Origin of the sequence: Leclercia sp. UBA2479 (genome assembly GCF_002341985.1) — a bacterium.
Taxonomy (GTDB): Bacteria; Pseudomonadota; Gammaproteobacteria; order Enterobacterales; family Enterobacteriaceae; genus Enterobacter; species Enterobacter pneumoniae.
Map to the genome: position 1 here is coordinate 103,869 of NZ_DDPB01000004.1, position 19,837 is coordinate 123,705.

The 19,837-nt window shown below is 55.2% G+C and carries 17 protein-coding genes; 9 read left to right on the top strand and 8 right to left on the bottom strand.

Going from position 1 to position 19,837, the window contains the following annotated elements:
- Positions 1-51: 51 nt before the first annotated feature.
- Genes B3B59_RS03710 through B3B59_RS03725 form a run of 4 tightly spaced genes read right to left on the bottom strand, consistent with a single transcriptional unit; the run spans position 52 to position 4,278 of the window.
- Positions 52-1,338: an ABC transporter substrate-binding protein gene (locus B3B59_RS03710; RefSeq protein WP_207292350.1), complete on the bottom strand. Its 1,287-nt coding sequence runs from the start codon at positions 1,336-1,338 to the stop codon at positions 52-54.
- A gap of 14 nt (positions 1,339-1,352) precedes the next feature.
- Positions 1,353-2,480 carry an ABC transporter ATP-binding protein gene (locus tag B3B59_RS03715; protein WP_046887096.1) on the bottom strand — a complete coding sequence of 376 codons (1,128 nt, stop codon included), beginning with the start codon at positions 2,478-2,480 and terminating at the stop codon, positions 1,353-1,355.
- A 12-nt stretch (positions 2,481-2,492) separates the two neighbouring features.
- Positions 2,493-3,395, bottom strand: coding sequence for a carbohydrate ABC transporter permease (locus B3B59_RS03720; protein ID WP_040074178.1), 903 nt, complete (start codon positions 3,393-3,395; stop codon positions 2,493-2,495).
- Positions 3,388-4,278 carry a carbohydrate ABC transporter permease gene (locus B3B59_RS03725; protein WP_040074179.1) on the bottom strand — a complete coding sequence of 297 codons (891 nt, stop codon included), beginning with the start codon at positions 4,276-4,278 and terminating at the stop codon, positions 3,388-3,390. The genes B3B59_RS03720 and B3B59_RS03725 overlap by 8 nt, the downstream gene beginning before the upstream one ends.
- A gap of 547 nt (positions 4,279-4,825) precedes the next feature.
- On the opposite strand from B3B59_RS03725, the gene wzz(fepE) reads away from it, so the two are divergent.
- Positions 4,826-5,950 carry an LPS O-antigen length regulator Wzz(fepE) gene (gene wzz(fepE), locus B3B59_RS03730; RefSeq protein ID WP_286808102.1) on the top strand — a complete coding sequence of 375 codons (1,125 nt, stop codon included), beginning with the start codon at positions 4,826-4,828 and terminating at the stop codon, positions 5,948-5,950.
- Between the two features lie 40 nt (positions 5,951-5,990).
- Here the strand turns inward: wzz(fepE) and B3B59_RS03735 are convergent, their stop codons facing one another.
- A complete protein-coding gene (locus tag B3B59_RS03735) occupies positions 5,991-6,314 on the bottom strand; it encodes a cupin domain-containing protein (RefSeq protein WP_040074182.1) in 324 nt (107 codons plus the stop codon).
- Between the two features lie 137 nt (positions 6,315-6,451).
- On the opposite strand from B3B59_RS03735, the gene B3B59_RS03740 reads away from it, so the two are divergent.
- Complete coding sequence (locus B3B59_RS03740) at positions 6,452-7,144, top strand: aspartate/glutamate racemase (RefSeq protein WP_046887094.1); 693 nt, start codon at positions 6,452-6,454, stop codon at positions 7,142-7,144.
- Here the strand turns inward: B3B59_RS03740 and B3B59_RS03745 are convergent.
- Complete coding sequence (locus B3B59_RS03745) at positions 7,131-8,048, bottom strand: LysR family transcriptional regulator (RefSeq protein ID WP_046887162.1); 918 nt, start codon at positions 8,046-8,048, stop codon at positions 7,131-7,133. The genes B3B59_RS03740 and B3B59_RS03745 overlap by 14 nt on opposite strands.
- A 120-nt stretch (positions 8,049-8,168) precedes the next feature.
- Here B3B59_RS03745 and lysA point away from each other — a divergent pair, with 120 nt between their 5' ends.
- The gene (lysA, locus tag B3B59_RS03750) at positions 8,169-9,431 is read left to right on the top strand and encodes a diaminopimelate decarboxylase (RefSeq protein WP_286808103.1); all 1,263 of its coding nucleotides are present in this window, start codon (positions 8,169-8,171) and stop codon (positions 9,429-9,431) included.
- On the opposite strand, the gene B3B59_RS03755 is transcribed toward lysA, so the two are convergent.
- Entirely contained in the window at positions 9,401-10,438 is a 1,038-nt protein-coding gene (locus B3B59_RS03755; protein WP_040074186.1) for a LacI family DNA-binding transcriptional regulator, read from the bottom strand. The two genes, lysA and B3B59_RS03755, sit on opposite strands and share 31 nt — an antisense overlap.
- A gap of 290 nt (positions 10,439-10,728) precedes the next feature.
- Here B3B59_RS03755 and B3B59_RS03760 point away from each other — a divergent pair, with 290 nt between their 5' ends.
- The 4 genes from B3B59_RS03760 (at position 10,729) to B3B59_RS03775 (ending at position 14,838) form a co-directional block, all read left to right on the top strand.
- The gene (locus B3B59_RS03760) at positions 10,729-12,066 is read left to right on the top strand and encodes a PTS sugar transporter subunit IIC (RefSeq protein ID WP_046887092.1); all 1,338 of its coding nucleotides are present in this window, start codon (positions 10,729-10,731) and stop codon (positions 12,064-12,066) included.
- A gap of 7 nt (positions 12,067-12,073) precedes the next feature.
- Entirely contained in the window at positions 12,074-13,501 is a 1,428-nt protein-coding gene (locus B3B59_RS03765) for a glycoside hydrolase family 1 protein (RefSeq protein ID WP_046887091.1), read from the top strand.
- Between the two features lie 90 nt (positions 13,502-13,591).
- Positions 13,592-14,365, top strand: coding sequence for a GntR family transcriptional regulator (locus B3B59_RS03770; protein WP_040074191.1), 774 nt, complete (start codon positions 13,592-13,594; stop codon positions 14,363-14,365).
- Positions 14,362-14,838, top strand: a complete 477-nt coding sequence (locus B3B59_RS03775) for a GNAT family N-acetyltransferase (RefSeq protein ID WP_046887090.1) — start codon at positions 14,362-14,364, stop codon at positions 14,836-14,838. The genes B3B59_RS03770 and B3B59_RS03775 overlap by 4 nt, the downstream gene beginning before the upstream one ends.
- On the opposite strand, the gene galR is transcribed toward B3B59_RS03775, so the two are convergent.
- Positions 14,799-15,815 carry an HTH-type transcriptional regulator GalR gene (galR, locus tag B3B59_RS03780; RefSeq protein WP_040074193.1) on the bottom strand — a complete coding sequence of 339 codons (1,017 nt, stop codon included), beginning with the start codon at positions 15,813-15,815 and terminating at the stop codon, positions 14,799-14,801. The genes B3B59_RS03775 and galR overlap by 40 nt on opposite strands.
- A gap of 621 nt (positions 15,816-16,436) precedes the next feature.
- Between galR and aas the strand changes: the two genes are divergently transcribed.
- Together aas and lplT are read left to right on the top strand one after the other, a co-directional pair.
- Positions 16,437-18,596, top strand: coding sequence for a bifunctional acyl-ACP--phospholipid O-acyltransferase/long-chain-fatty-acid--ACP ligase (aas, locus tag B3B59_RS03785; protein ID WP_046887089.1), 2,160 nt, complete (start codon positions 16,437-16,439; stop codon positions 18,594-18,596).
- Positions 18,589-19,782: a lysophospholipid transporter LplT gene (gene lplT / locus B3B59_RS03790; RefSeq protein ID WP_046887088.1), complete on the top strand. Its 1,194-nt coding sequence runs from the start codon at positions 18,589-18,591 to the stop codon at positions 19,780-19,782. The genes aas and lplT overlap by 8 nt, the downstream gene beginning before the upstream one ends.
- Positions 19,783-19,837: the final 55 nt, after the last annotated feature.

A 19,837-nucleotide genomic window follows, 5' to 3' on the forward strand; every position in this document is an offset into this window, starting at 1 on the left:
TAAAAAAATACCCCAACGCATAGGCGTCAGGGTATTCAAAGTAAGTCCTTGTTAGCGCATGGCGCGCTTCAGAATACGTTCAGCCTGACGCTGGAAGTCAGCGGCAGTCTCTTCCACGGTTTTCTGGCCGTAATCGAGGTATTGCAGAGAGGTGCCGAACTGCGCCACGATCTGTGGATCGTCAAAGTATGGCGATACAGAGAGTTTGGCAGGCAGTGACTGCGCCAGGCGCAGACCCGCTACGGAAGGATCGTTCTCTTTGATGGTGCCGTCTTCCGTCAGGTACTGCACTGCCGCTTTACTCAGCGGTACGCCACGTTCCAGGCCCAGAGTATGGACACCCTCTTTGCTGTTGAGTAGGAAGTTAATCAACTTAGCGGCCGCTTCCGGGTTCTTCGTCGATTTGCCGATGGAGAGCATCTGTGCCGGTTTAAAGAACAGACCCGCGTCCGTTGCGCCCGGCAGCATTGGGTAGCTACCAAGCTCCAGTTTTGCCGGTGGCTTCAGGTTGTCGGAATACTTGGTGATGGTGGAGTTCCACATATAGGTCCCGCCCCATTCACCCTGGATCCACGGCTTCATCTCATACATGTTGCTCTTACCAAATGAGGCATAGTATTTGGTGTCTGGCATCACGTGGCTATCAACCAGCTTTTTGTAGGTCTGGAAAAACTCCACCCACTGCTCTTTGCTGTAGGAGAATTTTTTCGCCTTTTCATCAACCGCCGGGATGTTGTACTTCTGAGTCATATAAGAGTTCAGCAGCGCCAGGGTGTCCTGGTGCTCCAGTACAACCGGGTAATACTGTTTGCCCAGTTTGCTTTCGAAGGTTTTACCCGCCGCCATCAGCTCATCCCAGGTTTTTGGGTAGGTGACACCGGCTTTTTTCCAGGTTTCATCGTTGAAATAGAAGACGCGCGCGGTCACGGAGATAGGGATCCCGTTCAGCTTGCCGTTTACCGTGGTGGACTGCAGCTCTTTAGGATCGAACTGCGCCAGGTCGATCACATCTTTCATTTTGTTCAGATCGTAGAAGCCCTCACCGGTCTTAGAGAAGATCGGCAGCCAGTTCCAGTTGGTCTGCATCACGTCCGGCTCGGTGCCGCCTGCGATTTGCGTCGTCAGACGGGAGAGGTGTCCGTCCCACCCCGTGTATTCGGCTTTAACGTTGATGTCCGGATTCTGTTTGTGGAACTCTTCAATCGCCTTCAGCGTCACCTGATGGCGGCCATTACCGCCCCACCAGGACATACGTAAATCAACATCCTGCGCCATCGATGGCAAAGCAGTCAGACCCAGGGTAGCGGAGATTGCTGCGCTTAAAAGCACTTTTTTCATTTTTATAACTCCAGTCAGAGAGAGATGTTCTGTTCAGATTTCGCGTCAAAGATATGACACTTATTCATGTCGAACTTAAAATACACCTTACGATGAAGCCCCTTTTCAATCATGGGCTTAGCTTCGTCGGAAGGAATGCGGGCTGTCAGTTCATAGTCGGCGACTTTCAGGTAAACAAAGAATTCGTGCCCCATGTTTTCGGCGCGAACCATCTCGCCGCAGCAGCCGCCCTGAAGGAAGGGCTCATCAGAGAGCGAGACAAAGTCCGGGCGAATCCCGTAGAAAATGTCCTGGCCAACGTGGCTCTCGACTTTCTCTTTCAGTTCAGCGCTTAGCGGCATGGTCTGGTCGCCGATGGTCAGGGCGAGCTGGCCGTCCTGGTGCACCAGTTTGCTGGCGCGGATGTTCATTTCCGGCGAGCCGATAAAACCGGCCACGAACATGTTTTTCGGCTTGTGGTAGAGGTTGTCCGGGGTATCTACCTGCATGATATGACCCAGTTTCATCACGCAGATGCGGTCGCCCATGGTCATCGCTTCGGTCTGATCGTGCGTTACGTAGACGGTGGTCGCCGGTTTGCCGGAGGCCTTCAGCTGCTTGTGCAGATCCGAAATACGAATACGCATTGAGGCACGCAGTTTGGCATCCAGGTTGGAGAGCGGTTCGTCAAACAGGAACACGTCCGGCTTTTTCACAATCGCACGGCCTACCGCCACACGCTGGGCCTGGCCCCCGGAGAGCTGGCGCGGCAGGCGATCCAGCAACTCTTCCAGTTCAAGGATTTTGGCCGCTTCATTCACCTGCGCCTCAATTTGCGTTTTTGGCAGTTTGCTCAGCTTCAGGCCAAAGGCCAGGTTTTCGCGCACGGTCATATGCGGGTAAAGGGCGTAGTTCTGGAACACCATCGCAATCCCGCGCTCTTTTGGCGCCAGGTTATTGACGATCTTGTCGCCGATGCGCACTTCGCCGCCGCTAATGGTCTCCAGACCGGCCAGCATACGCAGCGTGGTGGACTTCGCGCAGCCGGAAGGGCCGACGATCACCATGAACTCACCTTCAGCGATTTTCAGGTCGATAGCATGTACCGCTTTGAAGCCGTTGGAGTAAACCTTTTCCAGTTTGTTGAAGATAACTTCAGCCATGATATTTCCCTCTTAACCTTTAATTCCGCTGCTGGTTACGCCCTGTACGAAGTAGCGCTGTGCCAGGAAGAAGACAATGATGGATGGCAGAATGGAGATGCTCGCCATTGCCAGAATTTCGTTCCACGGCGCCCCTTCGGTGACGTCGATGGACATTTTCAGAGCCAGTGCAATCGGGTATTTATCCACGCTGTAGACATAGATCAGCGGCCCGATAAAGTCGTTCATGGACCACATGAACTGGAACAGTGCCACGGAGATGATGGCCGGCTTCAGGATAGGTACCACCACGTACCACAGCACCTGAATAGAGTTACAGCCGTCAATCTGCGCCGCCTCTTCCATGTCTCGCGGCACGCCGCGCAGGAACTGGATCAGCATGAAGACGAAGAACCCTTGCGTGGCGAAGGCCAGCGGCAGGTACAGCGGCATATAGCTGTTCAGCATGCCCATTTCACGGAACATCAGGTACTGCGGGATCAGCAGCACGGTGCTTGGCAGCAACATGGTGGTGATCAGCGTCGCGAACCAGAACTTCTTCCAGGGGATCTCGAAGCGGGCAAAGCCGTACGCCACGATGGTGGAGGAGATAATGGTCAGGATCACTTTGGGGATCACATACTTAAAGGTGTTCAGCATGTAATGACCGAAGTTGTACTCGGTGCCGGTTTTCCAGCCATTCACAAAACCATCCCAGGTGGCATGGGCAGGCCACAGGCTCAGGGTGGTAAAGATCTCGTGGTTCGGTTTGAACGACGCCGAGAACATCCACACCAGTGGGTAGAGCATCAGCAGGCCAACAAACAGCAGGATCACATAGCGAATGCTGGCGCTAATTTTTTCACGACGCAGCGTACGGGCCACCTCGCGTTCTGCGATGCTTCTCGCCGTGGAGAGTTGTTGAATATCAGCCATTTTTGCCTCCCTTATCGGCGGAGTAGAACACCCAGTATTTCGAAGACTTAAAGGCGATAGCGGCGAAGACAGCAACGACCAGGAACAGGACCCAGGCCAGTGCGGCGCCATAACCCATGTCAAAGTATTTGAATGCGGTGTCGTAGATGTAGAGCGAGAACAGATAGGTCGAGTAAGTCGGCCCACCGCCGGTGATGACATACGGCCCGGTAAATTCCTGGAACGCCTGGGTCGTCTGCATAATGAAGTTAAAGAAGATCACCGGGGTAATCAGCGGTACGGTCACTTTCATGAACATCTGCCACTTAGATGCGCCGTCGATCATTGCCGCTTCGTACTGGGATTGCGGCACGTTTTGCAGAGCGGCAAGGAAGATGACCATCGCGGAGCCGAACTGCCATACGCGCAGCAGGGTGACGGACATCAGCGCCAGCGACGGCTCACCAAGCCAGTTGACCGGATCGAGGCCAAATACGCCGATAAAGCTATTTAACAGCCCATCGATGGCAAACAGGGCGCGCCACAGAACGGCAATCGCGACGGAGCTGCCCAGGATCGACGGAATATAGTAAGCGGTTCGGAAGAATCCAATGCCGCGTAATTTAAAGTTCAGGACAAAAGCGATGCCAAGGGCAAAGGCCAGCTTTAACGGGATGGTTAAAAATACATACGCGAAGGTCACGCCCATGGATTTCCAGAAGAGGGTGTCTTCGGTAAACATGTAGCGATAGTTCTCAATGCCGTTAAATACCGGCGGGCTCATCAAATCGTAATCAGTAAAACTGAGGAAGAAAGATGAAACAAATGGGAAAGCAGTAAAGAGTATCAACCCAATTATGTAGGGCGATATCCATGCTAACCCCAGCAGCTTGTTTTCATTCATACATACCTACCTGGCGATCAATGGTTTAAAAAACGGAATCTGCATTTGTAAAGACTTCTCACGCCTGTGTTCCTTAGCATGAGGGGAAATTTTTAGGGCGATGCGAAGGTTAGTCACCCATTACATGCTGATTAATAGGGTATTTTCAGAATGCACCTCGCACTGAAGTGTCTGGTTTTCAAAACTTACGAACTGTCTTTCTTGAATACTAAAACATCGTTTTATTTTATTTTATTGCTATTTATTTCCGCGTCATTCGGTTAATGATGGAAATGTGATCGATGTCGAAACGCTGTTTCAATAAGGTGATGGGGCTGGCATTTTTGCGTCATTTCAAAAAATTGCACTCGCCAAAAGGAAGAGGAGGGTGGGGCATAACGGAGAGGTTTTATAGCAGCAATCCTTTTGTTGGATGGGCTACTAAATTTGATAGCCCATCGACAGATATACCATTCAGGCGTTCAGATTATTCTTAGGTTCTTGTATCATCGGGATCCCCGTAATTTGCCAGGCAGAAATGCACTGCACCTTTAAAAGAAAAACGGTTATGTCATCTATGGATACCAACAAACACACGGACCTCGATTTCCCTCGTTATGCCTCCCCGGCAGTCAATACCCGAGAAATAGACCTTCTGGAGTTGTTACAGACCCTTTTTGCAGCCAAAAAGCGCATTGTGGCAATTACCTTCGCGTTTGCGTTGGCCGGCCTGGCAATCGCGTTTTTACTCCCGCAGAAATGGACCAGTAAAGCCGTTATCACCCCGGCAGAACAGACACAGTGGAACCCGCTGCGCCAGATGATGGTTGCGTTACAAGTCCTTGATGTTGACGTTAAGGTGGACCGACCGGAAGTGTTCAAACTGTTCATTAAAAAATTCCAGTCGCAGTCCCTTCTCGAAGAGTACATGGCGAGTTCACCCTATGTAGTGGGGCAGTTGAAAGGCACAGAGGTGGATCCCCTGACGCTGCATCGCGCGGTGGTCAGCATCGCTGACAGAATGAAAGCAGCCGATAACACCTCCGCAAAAGATGCGGATAAAGCGCCCTATATTTCGTGGACGTTGAGCTTTACCGCGCCAACAGCAGCCGATGCACAGACCGTGCTGGAAGGCTATATCAACTACGTTTCTCGCATCGTCGAGCAGGAGACAATGCAGAACATACGCAACCAGATCGCGCTGAAAACCAAAGTGGTAAAAGAGCAGCTGCAGCTTGATAGGGTGCGCCTGACCAATGTTCACAACACCAATCTTCAGCGCCTGCATTACTCGCTGGAGGTTGCTAACGCGGCGGGCATCAAAAAGCCGGTCTACAGTAACGGGCAAGCGGTGAAGGATGATCCTGACTACTCAGTGGCGTTAGGCGCTGACGGTATCGCGCAGAAACTGCAGATTGAAAAAAACATCAAGGACGTGGCTGAACTCAATGCGGACTTCCAGAACCGTCAATACTATCTGCAACAGCTCGAAAACCTTTCTATCGAAGATGTGAACGTAGAGCCGTTTAAATATCAGCTTTCCCCTTCTATGCCGGTGAATAAAGACGGCCCGGGTAAAGCGCTCATTGTACTGCTGGCGGGATTACTGGGTGGGCTATTCGCTTGCGGTAGCGTACTGTTGAACCAGGCATTAAGTTCCCGTATTCCACTGCCCGAGCCGGTAGCGGCATAAAGGCCAGGAAAGAAAAGGGCGCTTAACCGCGCCCTCTTATTTACTTCAGAAAGTCTTCGCGCACCGGCGTGAAGGTATCCAGCAGCGTACCGGGCTTCAGGCAGACGCAGCCGTGCATCACATGCGGTTCTTTATAGAGCGTATCGCCAGCGGTCACGATATGTTTTTCATCACCGATAGTGAACTCAAACTCGCCAGACAGCACATAGGTCAGCTGCTCGTGCGGATGGTTGTGCATCGGGCCAATTGCCCCCTCCTCAAAATTCACCTCTACTGCCATCATTTTGCCGTCGTGAGCCAGAATGCGGCGCGTCACGCCGTTGCCCAAATCGTCCAGGCGGGTCTCTTTATGAAAAATAAACATGGTTGTATCCTGATATAGAGTGAAACGTTGTTTCAATTAACTTATCTCAGCCCGTATAAAAAGAAAACATTGAACCAAGGAACTGGAAACTCGATCACAAGTTTGCTTCACTGAGGAAAACCAGAAAGGGGAGCAGAATGAAAACGATCGGTCTGTTGGGCGGAATGAGTTGGGAATCAACCATTCCCTATTATCGTTTAATCAATGAGGGCGTAAAGCAGCGCCTGGGTGGTCTGCACTCTGCAAGTCTGCTGCTGCATAGCGTGGACTTTCATGAGATCGAAGCCTGTCAGTCAAGCGGCGACTGGGATAAAGCCGGAGAGATGCTGGCCAGCGCGGCGCTGGGCCTGCAGCAGGCGGGGGCCGAAGCCATTCTGCTCTGTACTAATACCATGCACAAAGTTGCGTCGCATATTGAAGCGCGTTGCTCGCTACCATTTCTGCATATTGCCGATGCGACCGGGCGGGCGATTACGACTTCCGGCATGTCGCGCGTGGCATTGCTGGGCACCCGCTATACCATGGAGCAGGACTTTTACCGGGGCCGTCTGACGTCGCAGTTTGCCATTGAAACGCTGATCCCCGATGAAGCAGACCGCGCGCGCATCAATGAGATCATCTTTGCAGAGCTCTGCCTCGGCACCTTTAGTAATGCCTCGCGCGACTATTATCTTAGCGTGATCGAGAAACTGGCGGCGCAGGGGGCGGAAGGGGTGATCTTCGGCTGCACCGAGATTGGCCTGCTGGTGCCTGCTGAGCAAAGCCCCATTCCGGTCTTCGATACGGCGGCGATCCACGCGGCAGATGCGGTGGAATTTATGTTGTCCTGAGAAGATCGGCCGTAAACTGTTTTGCCCCCTGCTGTAACCAGCCGCTGAATGCCTCCACCAGGGCGGAGGCCGGGCGGTGCAGCGGGCGGATCAAACTCACCGTAAACGGCACCGAGAGGCTAAATGGGCGGATAACCACTCCGCTCGCCGCATACTCCAGCGCCGTGAGCGGATTCACTACCGAAATTCCCACCCCTGCGCGCACCATGGCGCAAATCGATGCTGCGCTGTGGGTCTCCACCACCATCCGGCGTTTAACCTGATGCTCGCTAAAGAGCGAATCCAGCAGCTGGCGATAGCTGTCGGTGCGCGACAAGCTAATGTAGTTCTCACCCTGAAAATCGGCGGGGGTGAGCGCGCTCTTCTGACTGAGCGGATGCCCTGCGGGCAGCACGCACACCTCATCCAGCGACAGCAGTTCAGTACGTTCCGTTCCGGCAGGGGTGAGCAAGGTTTCCGTCAGCCCCAGATCGTGTCGCTGGGCGGAAAGCCACTCCTCAAGTAGCGGGGATTCTTGCGGCACGATAGTGAGATTGACGTCGGGATAGCGCGTCAGAAAGGGCTGTAACAGCGTCGGTAAAAAGGACTGGGAAAAAACCGGCAGACAGGCGATCGACAACTCTCCCTGGCGGAATTCACGCAGGCTTTCGGCGGCGCTGACAATCCTGTCCAGCCCGTACCAGGATCGCTGGACCTCTTCAAAGAGCCGCAGCCCTTGCACCGTAGGATGCAGACGCCCGCGGCTTCGCTCAAAGAGCGTCAACCCAATTACCTTTTCAAAGCGCGCCAGCTCGCGGCTGACCGTGGGCTGCGAGGTGTGGAGCAGACGTGCGGCCTCGGTCAGGTTACCGGCGGTCATTACGGCGTGAAAGATTTCGATATGGCGTAGGTTAACGGCGGGCATAACGGTGGCCTGTGGCAAAAAGTTATCCATATCATTTTTGCATAGACTGACGATAAAACGATATTTTTTATTCGGTTCGCACTGTGGCGTAATCATAAAAAACCTGTACCGGAGAAGACCATGCCACGCTCGTTACACAATACAGACACCGCCCTCAACGCCGAGAATCTGCTGCGCCTGCCTGCGGAGTTTGGCTGCCCGGTCTGGGTTTACGACGCACAGATCGTTCGCGAAAAAATCGCCGCGCTGCATCAGTTTGATGTGGTGCGTTTCGCTCAGAAAGCGTGCTCAAACATCCATATCCTGCGCCTGATGCGCGAGCAGGGTGTCAAAGTCGACTCCGTATCGCTGGGGGAGATCGAACGTGCCCTGGCGGCGGGTTATGATCCGCAAGCCGATGGCGATGCCATTGTGTTTACTGCCGATCTGATCGACAGCGAAACCCTGGCCCGCGTGCATGAACTGCAGATCCCGGTTAACGCGGGCTCGGTAGATATGCTTGCCCAGTTAGGCGAGGTTTCGCCTGGCCATCGCGTCTGGCTGCGCGTTAACCCCGGCTTTGGCCATGGCCACAGTCAGAAAACGAATACCGGCGGCGAGAACAGTAAACACGGCATCTGGTATAGCGATCTGCCGGCGGCGCTTAAGGTATTGCAACAGTACAACCTGAAGCTGGTGGGCATTCACATGCACATTGGTTCTGGCGTCGATTACGGCCACCTGGAGCAGGTATGCGGTGCCATGGTGCGTCAGGTCATGGAATTCGGGCAGGATCTGGAAGCGATCTCCGCGGGCGGCGGCCTCTCTATTCCGTATCGTGAAGGGGAAGAGGCGATCGATACCGATCACTATTACGGCCTGTGGAGCGCCGCGCGTGACAAAATTGCCGCTCACCTCGGCCATCCGGTAAAGCTGGAGATCGAACCAGGGCGTTTCCTGGTGGCTGAGTCCGGCGTATTGGTGGCACAGGTGCGTAGCGTCAAGACAATGGGTAGCCGCCACTTCGTGCTGATCGACGCAGGATTCAACGATCTGATGCGCCCGGCAATGTACGGCAGTTATCACCATATTACCGCGCTGGCCGCCGACGGGCGCGATTTAACCCAGGCAGAGCAGGTAGAAACCGTGGTTGCCGGGCCGCTGTGTGAATCCGGTGATGTCTTTACCCAACTGGAAGGCGGCAAGGTCGAAACCCGTTCGCTGCCCGCCGTGGTACCGGGAGATTATCTGGTACTGCATGATACGGGGGCCTACGGTGCGTCGATGTCTTCTAACTACAACAGCCGCCCGCTACTGCCGGAAGTGCTGTTTGATAACGGCGCGGCACGCCTGATCCGCCGCCGTCAGACGATTCAGGAATTGCTGGCGCTGGAACTCTTCTGATCATACTCCGGCCCTGGCGCGACGGAGTCCCGGATGACGAGCGTGCCGGTAAAGGGCGGGATCGCCTCGATCGGCTGGTCGTTCGCCAGCCGGATCGCCTGATCGATAGCCGTGGTGATCATATTGTCGATCGGCAGATAGACGGTCGACAGGGCTGGCTCCAGCCATTTCGCGCAGGGGGCGTCATCAAAGCCGAACAGAGAGACATCCTGAGGGATACGCAGCCCCGCCTGGTGCAGCGCTTTTGATGAACCCAGCGCCATATCGTCGTTACAGGCAAACAGGGCGGTAAACTTCACGTTTTCGGTAAGCAGTTCACGGCAGAGTTCATAGCCCCGCGTCATCCCGGCGTCGCCATATTTTACCCGGCTCTCATCCCACGCAATGCCGTGTTCTTCCAGCGCTTTACGATACCCCATCAGACGCGCTTTCCCGGTCGGCGTATGGATCGGTACCGTCATACAGGCGATCTCCCGATGCCCCTGGCGAATCAGATAATCCACGGCTTTATACGCCGCATCCTGTTGCTCGAAGAAGACGCAGCGATCGCGGGCCTGGCTGACGTCACGGTTGATGACAATAAGCGGCATCTTCACGCTGTTGATCAGCGCCATAATGGCTTTTTCGCTCATATACCGGGTATAGAGGACGATGGCGTCGCACTGACGATCCGCCAGCATCTGCACGGCTTCCTGCTCCCGCTCGGGCGTGTCATGGCCATCGGTAACAATCAGCTGCTTGCCATGCGTTTCTGTCTGACGCGAGGCTTGTTGCAACAGGCGGCCAAAATAGAATCCGTCAAAGGTGGAAACCACCAGGCCAATACTGTTGCTGGTACGGTTAGCCAGCGAGCGGGCAAGAAAATTAGGGCGATAACCCAGCTCTTCCATCGCTTTAAACACTTGCTGCCGCGTACTCTCTTTTACCTGACCTGTGCCGTTCAGCACGCGCGATACAGTGGCTTTTGATACGCCCGCACGCAGTGAGACATCCAGCATTGTTGCCATTCGTTATTCCTGCATTCCCGTTATAAAAGCAGTTTATCACAGACGTTCCGGCGCTTAAGCCGGGCGGGTAGGGCAAAACCCCCATCATGATCACGCTTTTTGCCACCCGCGGCATCGCGGGCGATAAGTGGTATACCAAAGTGTATCTAAATCACAATCTGGGATACCTCTTACCGCGTTGCGAGCCAAGTCACAGAACAATATGACGCTGAAAGCTATTTTTGGTATGCCAATAGTATCCGGCTGTACACCTTATTCAATAAAAGCCCTTTTACTGAGGTATTACCCCTATGGCCTTACAGGAAAAACTGATCGATTCTCTGGGCAGTTTCGCCACCAAGTTCAACAGTTATCGCTACATCATGGCGATAAAATCCGCTTTCATCACCTTAATGCCGGTCATCATCGTTGGCGCGTTTTCGGTGCTGATCTCCAATATGGTGCTGGATCCGAAAAACGGCCTGGCCAGCTTTCAGTCGCTCTCGTTCCTGGCGGCGCTAAAGCCCATCACCAGCGCGCTTAACTACGCCACCCTTAACTTCCTGAATATCGGCGCCGTGTTCCTGATCGGCGTCGAACTGGGGCGGATCAACGGCATTAAATCGCTCTTTCCGGGGCTGCTGGCGGTCATCTGCTTTATTTGCGTTACGCCAACGACGGTAGAGATGCTGGTGGATGGTGAAATGCACGTGGTAAAAGATGTGCTGCTGCGCCAATTCTCTGACACCCGCAGCCTGTTCCTCGGCATGTTTATCGCGATTCTGTCGGTAGAGATCTATTGCTGGCTGGAGACCCGCCCCGGGCTGAAGATCAAAATGCCCGACACCGTGCCGCCTAACGTTTCTGCCTCTTTTTCTGCGCTGATCCCGGCGATCATCACCACCACCACTATTGCCACCTTCGGCTTTGTCTTCCATCAGTTGACCGGTATGTATCTGTACGATGCGGTTTATCAGGTGGTGCAACAGCCGCTTGAACGCGTGGTGCAAAGCCTGCCGGGCATTCTGCTGCTGATGTTTGTGGCCCAGCTGTTCTGGGTGATCGGCATTCATGGCAACCAGATGATTAAACCGATCCGCGAGCCGCTTCTGCTGGGGGCCATCACCGTAAATATGAGCGCGTTTGAGCAGGGCAAAGAGGTACCCAATATCATTACCATGCCGTTCTGGGATGTCTATATGAGCATCGGCGGCTCCGGCCTGACGATCGGGCTGCTGATCGCGGTGATGATCGCCACCAAACGTAAAGAGATGAAAGAGATCGCCAAGCTCTCGATTGGCCCGGGCATTTTCAATATCAACGAACCGGTGATCTTCGGTATGCCAATCATGCTCAACCCGATTCTGGCGATACCGTTCATTATCACCCCACTGGTGACGGGCTCTATCGGCTATTTCGCCACCGTAACTGGTTTTGCCGGTAAAGCCGTGGTGATGGTGCCCTGGACGACGCCGCCGCTGATTAACGCCTGGCTCTCTACGGCGGGCTCGATGGGGGCGGTGATTACCCAGTTGATCTGCATTGTGACCGCGATACTTATCTATCTGCCCTTTGTGAAAATCGCCTCCCGCCGCGCAGAGATTGCCGCGCAGCAGGCCCAGAACCAGCAGGCGACCCATAACGCATGAGGATTTCATGAGCATAAAACGCATTAGCATCCCTCAGGATTTTATCCTGGGGGCGGCGGCCTCCGCCTGGCAGACTGAAGGCTGGAGCGGCAAGCGAGAGGGACAAGACTCCTGGATTGACCTCTGGTACAAAAATGATCGCCACGTCTGGCATAACGGCTATGGCCCGGCGGTGGCCACCGACTTCATCAACCGCTTCAGGGAAGACGTGGCACTGATGAAACAGGCGGGACTGACCCATTACCGCACGTCCATCAACTGGTCGCGCTTTTTAATCGACTATGAAAACGCCGTGGTCGATGAGACCTACGCCGCCTGGTACGATGAACTGTTCGCCGAGATGCATCGCCAGGGCATTGAGCCGATGATCTGCCTCGAACATTACGAACTGCCTGGCACCCTGCTGGAGACCTACGGCGGCTGGGGATCGAAGCATGTGGTGGAGCTCTTCACCCGGTATGCAGAGCAGGTCTTCGCCCGTTATCACAAGGTCGTGAAGCGTTGGTTCACCTTTAACGAGCCGATCGTTGTACAGACCCGCGTCTATCTGGATGCGCTGCGCTGGCCCTACGAGCAGAACACCGGCACCTGGATGCAGTGGAACCATCACAAAGTGCTGGCGACGGCAAAGGTGGTGAAACTGTTTCGCGAAAAAGGTTACAGCGGAAGCGTGGGCTGCATACTCAACCCGGAGGTGACCTATCCGCGCTCACGCGCAGCGCATGACGTGCGGGCGGCAGAAATTTACGATCTCTTCTACAACCGGGTCTTTCTCGATCCGCTGGTTCACGGGCGTTACCCGCAGGCGCTGTTCTCCCTACTGGCACAGCACGATGTGCAGTGGGAATACAATGAGCAGGAGCTGGCGCTAATTGCGGATAACACCGTCGATGAGCTGGGCATCAACCTTTACTACCCGCACCGGGTTAAGGCGCCCTCCAGGGCCTGGCATCCTGAGACACCTTTCCATCCGGCCTATTATTACGAGCCTTTTGAGCTGCCGGGGCGGCGCATGAATAAATCCCGCGGCTGGGAGATTTATCCGCGCATTATTTATGACATGGCAATGCGCATCAAAAACGACTATCGCAACATCCCGTGGTTCGTTGCCGAAAGCGGGATGGGGGTCGAGAACGAGAGTCAGTTCCGCAACCGTGACGGATTCATAGAAGATGATTACCGGATCACGTTCATCAGCGAACATCTTTATTACACGCTACTGGCGCGGGAAGAGGGGGCGAACTGTCACGGCTACATGCTGTGGGCGTTTACCGATAATGTCTCGCCAATGAATGCCTTTAAGAATCGCTACGGCCTGATTGAGATCGATCTCGATAATCAGCGCGCCCGGCGGCCCAAGAAGTCGGCGAGTTGGTTCCGACAGCTACGTGATGAGCGTGTGCTGGCGCTCACTCTCGACGAAGAATGGAAGTAGGCGAAGAGCGTGCCAGTTCTGGTAACATAGCGCACAAACTGGCCGGGAGGATGCCCGGCCGACGCATTAACAAAGAGTACAGGTGATAACGTGGATAAGGCTGTCGTCCCGGCGGAAAAGAAGCAGTACCAGGAGATTGGCGAGGATCTGCGCCTGCAGATCATCCAGGGGCACTATCCCGTGGGATCGCGCCTGCCGCCGGAGCGTAATATCGCGGAAACCTATGGGGTGAGCCGTACCATCGTCCGTGAAGCGCTGCTGATGCTTGAGCTACAGGGGACGGTGGATATTCGCCAGGGGTCTGGCGTGTATGTGATGCGCATTCCGGAAGAGCACGAAAACGAAGAAGAGCGTTTTCTCAATAGCGACGTCGGCCCGTTTGAAATCCTGCAGGCCCGGCAGTTACTCGAAAGCAATATCGCCGCTTTCGCCGCTAAAATGGCCACCCGCGCCGATATCGACAACCTGCGGCGGATCATTGAGCAGGAGCAGCGGGCGATTGCGGCTAATGATAATAGCCAGGACAACAATAAGATGTTCCACCTGGTGCTGGCGGGCGCCACGCAAAACCAGATGCTGCTGGCAACGGTCGAAAGCGTCTGGCACCACATGGACAGCAGTCCACTGTGGCAACAATTTAATGTGCATATTGCCAGTCGCGCCTATCGTCTGAAGTGGCTCGGGGATCGGCAGACGATCCTGGCGGCATTGCGTCGCCGCGACGTGATGGGCGCCTGGCAGGCCATGTTTCAGCATCTGGAAAACGTCAAAAAGAGCCTGCTGGAGCTTTCTGACGAAGACGCACCGGATTTTGACGGCTATCTGTTTGAATCGGTGCCCCTTTTCCAGGGCAAGCTGGTATGACTATTCAGCCTCTGTACGCCGCCCCCCAGCATGCGGGGCAGGTCGCGCAGTGGTTGTGGCAGGCCTTTGGTGAGGGATTACCGCAGGCGTTCTTCGCCAGTATCGTCCAGCACAGCCAAACGCCCGGGGCACTGCCGCTGACTTTTATTGCCACCGACGGCGAGCGTCTGCTAGGCACGGTGGGGCTCTGGCGCTGCGATCTGATTAGCCGTCAGGATCTTTACCCCTGGCTGGCAGCGCTGTATGTGGATGAAGCCGCACGCGGACAAGGGCTGGCGGGACAACTACAGGATTATGTACGACGTTGGGCGACAGAGGCCGGGTATCGCGAGCTGCATCTCTGGTCTGCCTGCCGTGACTTTTACGAACGTTACGGCTGGCAGTATATCGGCGATGGGCTGGAGTACCCGGACAAAACGGTGCACCTCTACCGTTATTCGCTCACCGCCTCGGCGGGTGGCGTAACGGAGTGACGGCGCACCAGCGTCGGGCTAAAGACATGGGTGATTTCTGGCGGCTGGCGTTTCTCAGCAAGGGAAAGGGCCAGCTCTGCAGCCTGGGTTGCCATGGTAACAATCGGATAGCGCACGGTGGTCAGCCTTGGCCGCACATAGCGCGATATTAAAATGTCGTCGAAACCAATCAGCGAGATCTCGCCCGGCACCTCAACGCCATTATCGTTCAGCACCCCCATCGCCCCGGCGGCCATCGAGTCGTTATAACAGGCCACCGCGCTAAAATTACGTCCGCGTCCCAGCAGCTCGGTCATCGCCTGCTCCCCGCCGCTCTCATCGGGCTCGCCGTACGTGACCAGCCGATCATTGCAGGGCAGGCCGTTTTCACGCAGCGCGTCGTAATAGCCTTGCAGACGATCGTCAGCGTCTGAAATTTGATGGTTAGAGCAGAGATAGCCGATGCGCGTATGGCCTTGTTGAATAAGGTGGCGGGTGGCGAGCCAGGCGCCGTAGCGGTCGTCCAGCGCCACGCAGCGCTTCTCATAGCCCGGGATAATGCGGTTGATAATCACCATGCCGGGGATCTGCTTCATCAAATGAATGAGCTCTTCATCGGGCAATACTTTGGCGTGCACCACCAGCGCCGCGCAGCGATGGCGAATGAGTTGTTCAATGGCCTGGCGCTCTTTTTGCTCGCTGTGGTAGCCGTTGCCAATCAACAGGAAATTACCGGTCTGGTAGGCAACCTGCTCCACGGCTTTCACCATGGCACCAAAGAACGGATCGGAGACATCGCCCACCACCAGACCGACGGTGTCGGTAGACTGCTGAGCAAGGGCGCGGGCATTGGCATTAGGGTGATAGTTGAGGGACTCCATCGCCGTCAGTACCGCCTGGCGAGAGGCCTCGCTGGCTTTCGGGGAGTCATTGATAACGCGCGAGACAGTGGCGACAGATACTCCAGCCAGCCGGGCCACATCCTTAATTGTCGCCATTTAACACCTTCAGTATTGGGTAAGCGTTTACACACCTAACAGTGTTGCGGAAAAGCGAGGTCTATTCAAGCCTGGGAAAATCGTGGCGATCACAAAAGCAGGAGTTATCACCGAAAACAGTGTAATCGTTACACGGCAAGGCGTTTCAGGAGCGTGTGATTATGAATCTTTGCTTACACTTTGGCGCAGGCTGTTGCGATTGTTCGCTGGCTGGCGTCCGGCCCCCCTTGCTACATTCAGGATCCCAGAGGTATTGATAGGTGGAATCAACGTCAGTTGATGAACCGCGTTACACCAGCCTGCGTTCTTACGCAGGTTTTTTTTTGCTTGTAACTCAATATGTAACAGGCGGCGGAAATATTCACACCTGGTTGCACTTAGGCTCATTCGCTTGCGTTTTCACGCTGGCGAAGCCCGTGCCCAACAGCCACAATCAAGATCCCAGAGGTATTGATTGGTGAGAATTCTTGGTACGTACTGCGTACTCATCTCTTGCACCAACCTGCGCAGATGCGCAGGTTTTTTTTTGTCCGGATATAGCTGTCGCCCCTGCCGCACTTCTCGTGTAATCTGCCACAATTTATAGTCATCCCATACATTGTCTGGGCAAAGGGAGTTGAAATGCTTTTTGGGTTTTTTCGCACACTCTTCCGTATTCTTTTCCGCATCCGCCTCACGGGCGATACTCAGGCGCTTCGCGCCGAGCGCGTACTGATCACACCGAACCACGTCTCATTTATTGATGGTATTTTACTGGCGCTGTTTTTGCCGGTGCGCCCCGTATTTGCCGTCTATACCTCCGTTAGCCAACAGTGGTACATGCGCTGGCTTACCAAAGTGATCGACTTCGTGCCGCTCGACCCCACCAAACCGATGATGATCAAACATCTGGTGCGTCTGATTGAGCAGGGTCGCCCGGTGGTGATCTTCCCCGAAGGGCGTATCTCTATTACCGGCTCGCTGATGAAAATTTATGACGGCGCGGGGTTTGTGGCGGCTAAATCCGGGGCAACCGTGGTACCGCTGCGTATTGAAGGGGCGGAGCTGACTTATTTCAGCCGTCTGAAAGGGTTGGTGAAACAGCGCCTTTTCCCGCGTATTAGCCTGCATATTCTGCCGCCTACTCATTTGCCGATGCCTGAAGCGCCCCGCGCCCGCGATCGCCGCAAAATTGCCGGTGAGATGTTGCACCAAATCATGATGGAAGCACGCATGGCGGTGCGTCCGCGCGAAACGCTGTATGAATCACTGCTCTCGGCCCAGTATCGTTATGGGGCGAAGAAGAATTGTATTGAAGACATCAATTTCGCGCCGGATACCTATCGCAAACTGCTGACCAAAACCCTGTTCGTGGGCCGCATCCTGGATAAATACAGCCAGCAGGGCGAAAAAATTGGCCTGATGCTACCGAACGCAGGGATCAGCGCCGCGGTGATTTTCGGGGCGGTCTCACGCGGGCGTATCCCGGCGATGATGAATTACACCTCCGGGGTGAAAGGGCTTACCAGCGCCATCACCGCCGCCCAGATCAAAACCATCTTTACCTCGCGCCAGTTCCTCGATAAAGGCAAGCTCTGGCATCTGCCGGAACAGCTGACGCAGGTACGCTGGGTGTTCCTGGAAGATTTAAAAGCCGATGTCACAACCGGCGATAAGCTGTGGATCTTTGCGCACCTGCTGGCCCCGCGTCTTGCGCAGGTCAAACAGCAGCCAGAAGATGCGGCGATTATCCTGTTCACCTCCGGTTCTGAAGGCAACCCAAAAGGCGTGGTGCACAGTCATAAAAGCCTGCTGGCAAACGTAGAGCAGATTAAAACTATCGCCGACTTCACGGCAAAAGACCGCTTTATGTCTGCGCTGCCCCTGTTCCACTCTTTTGGTCTGACCGTTGGGCTCTTTACCCCACTATTGACCGGTGCGGAAGTGTTCCTTTATCCGAGCCCGTTGCACTATCGCATTGTGCCGGAGCTGACCTATGACCGTAACTGCACGGTGATTTTCGGTACCTCGACTTTCCTGGGGAACTATGCTCGCTTCGCCAATCCGTACGACTTCCACCGGATTCGCTACGTGGTGGCGGGCGCGGAAAAATTGCAGGAGAGCACTCGCCAGCTTTGGCAGGATAAATTTGGCCTGCGCATTCTGGAAGGCTACGGCGTCACCGAGTGTGCGCCCGTCGTGTCGATTAATGTGCCGATGGCCGCGAAGCCGGGCACCGTCGGGCGTATTCTGCCGGGTATGGATGCACGTCTGATGGCCGTGCCGGGCATTGAAGAGGGGGGGCGGCTGCAGCTAAAAGGGCCGAACGTCATGAACGGTTATCTGCGGGTTGAAAACCCGGGCGTACTGGAAGCGCCGACGGCAGAGAACGTGAACGGCGAGGTCGAGACCGGCTGGTACGACACCGGGGATATTGTTCGTTTTGACGAACAGGGCTACGTGCAAATCCAGGGCCGGGCGAAGCGCTTTGCCAAAATTGCCGGCGAGATGGTGTCGCTGGAGATGGTTGAGCAGCTGGCTCTCTCTGTCTCTGCCGATAAACTTCATGCCACTGTCGTAAAAAGCGATGCCAGTAAAGGTGAGGCGCTGGTGCTTTTCACGACCGATAGCGAGCTCAGGCGCGAGCAACTGCTGCAGCATGCTCGCGAGCACGGCATTCCGGAGCTGGCGGTACCGCGTGATATCCGTTTCCTGAAACAATTGCCGGTGCTGGGCAGCGGGAAACCCGATTTTGTGACCCTGAAAGGGATGGTTGAAGAGGCGGAACAACCACATGCGTGAGTCAGTACACACTAACACTTCCCTGTGGTCGAAAGGGATGATGGCGGTGACCGCCGCCCAGTTCCTCTCTGCATTCGGCGATAACGCGCTGCTGTTTGCCACCCTGGCGCTGCTAAAAGAGCAGTTCTATCCGGACTGGAGTCAGCCGATCCTGCAGATGGTGTTTGTGGGTGCTTACATCGTTTTTGCCCCCTTTGTCGGGCAGGTGGCTGACAGCTTCCCGAAAGGCAGAGTGATGATGTTCGCTAACGGTCTGAAGTTGCTTGGCGCAGCCAGCATCTGTTTCGGCGTTAATCCCTTTATTGGCTATACGCTGGTGGGCGTGGGGGCGGCAGCTTACTCGCCGGCTAAGTACGGCATTCTTGGAGAGCTGACGACCGGCGATAAGCTGGTGAAAGCCAACGGCTTAATGGAGTCCTCCACTATTGCCGCGATTCTTCTGGGATCGATGGCGGGAGGCGTGCTGGCCGACTGGCATGTGCTGGCGGCGCTGGGCGTGTGTGCCGTTGTCTATGCCGGGGCGGTGGTGGCAAACCTCTTTATTCCGCGTCTTCCGGTTGCTCGTCCGGGACAATCCTGGCGCTTTACGCCAATGACGGCCAGCTTCTTCAATGCCGTGCGCGTACTGTGGCATAACGGTGAAACGCGTTTTTCGCTGCTGGGAACCAGCATGTTCTGGGGGGCCGGGGTTACGCTACGCTTTCTGCTGGTTCTGTGGGTGCCAGTTGCGCTTGGCATCACGGATAACGCCACGCCAACCTATCTCAATGCGATGGTTGCGGTAGGGATTGTGGTGGGCGCTGGCGCGGCAGCCAAACTGGTGACGCTGCAAACGGTGGCGCGCTGTATGCCTGCGGGGATCCTCATCGGTGTGGCGGTGCTGTTCTTCACGTTACAACACGCGCTGTTGCCCGCCTATGCGCTGTTACTGCTGATCGGTATGTTCGGCGGTTTCTTTGTGGTGCCGCTCAATGCGCTCTTGCAGGAGCGCGGCAAGCACACCGTAGGGGCGGGGAATGCGATTGCGGTACAAAACCTGGGCGAAAATATCGCGATGCTGCTGATGCTGGGCCTTTATTCGCTGGCGGTGAAGGTGGGAGTGCCGGTGGTGGGTATCGGTGTGGGCTTTGGCGCATTGTTTGCGCTGGCGATTGCGGCGCTCTGGATTTGGCAGCGTCGGCGGTAAACCTGTGCGGGCTGATACCTTCTCCATAAGGGAGAGGGCAGAGACGAAAACGGCA

Bases quoted from the DNA above. Each gene is read 5' to 3' on its own strand.
- B3B59_RS03710 (WP_207292350.1), bottom strand. From the start codon at position 1,338: ATGAAAAAAGTGCTTTTAAGCGCAGCAATCTCCGCTACCCTGGGTCTG.
- B3B59_RS03715 (WP_046887096.1), bottom strand. From the start codon at position 2,480: ATGGCTGAAGTTATCTTCAACAAACTGGAAAAGGTTTACTCCAACGGC.
- B3B59_RS03720 (WP_040074178.1), bottom strand. From the start codon at position 3,395: ATGGCTGATATTCAACAACTCTCCACGGCGAGAAGCATCGCAGAACGC.
- B3B59_RS03725 (WP_040074179.1), bottom strand. From the start codon at position 4,278: ATGAATGAAAACAAGCTGCTGGGGTTAGCATGGATATCGCCCTACATA.
- B3B59_RS03735 (WP_040074182.1), bottom strand. From the start codon at position 6,314: ATGTTTATTTTTCATAAAGAGACCCGCCTGGACGATTTGGGCAACGGC.
- B3B59_RS03740 (WP_046887094.1), top strand. From the start codon at position 6,452: ATGAAAACGATCGGTCTGTTGGGCGGAATGAGTTGGGAATCAACCATT.
- B3B59_RS03745 (WP_046887162.1), bottom strand. From the start codon at position 8,048: ATGCCCGCCGTTAACCTACGCCATATCGAAATCTTTCACGCCGTAATG.
- lysA (WP_286808103.1), top strand. From the start codon at position 8,169: ATGCCACGCTCGTTACACAATACAGACACCGCCCTCAACGCCGAGAAT.
- B3B59_RS03755 (WP_040074186.1), bottom strand. From the start codon at position 10,438: ATGGCAACAATGCTGGATGTCTCACTGCGTGCGGGCGTATCAAAAGCC.
- B3B59_RS03760 (WP_046887092.1), top strand. From the start codon at position 10,729: ATGGCCTTACAGGAAAAACTGATCGATTCTCTGGGCAGTTTCGCCACC.
- B3B59_RS03765 (WP_046887091.1), top strand. From the start codon at position 12,074: ATGAGCATAAAACGCATTAGCATCCCTCAGGATTTTATCCTGGGGGCG.
- B3B59_RS03775 (WP_046887090.1), top strand. From the start codon at position 14,362: ATGACTATTCAGCCTCTGTACGCCGCCCCCCAGCATGCGGGGCAGGTC.
- galR (WP_040074193.1), bottom strand. From the start codon at position 15,815: ATGGCGACAATTAAGGATGTGGCCCGGCTGGCTGGAGTATCTGTCGCC.
- aas (WP_046887089.1), top strand. From the start codon at position 16,437: ATGCTTTTTGGGTTTTTTCGCACACTCTTCCGTATTCTTTTCCGCATC.
- lplT (WP_046887088.1), top strand. From the start codon at position 18,589: ATGCGTGAGTCAGTACACACTAACACTTCCCTGTGGTCGAAAGGGATG.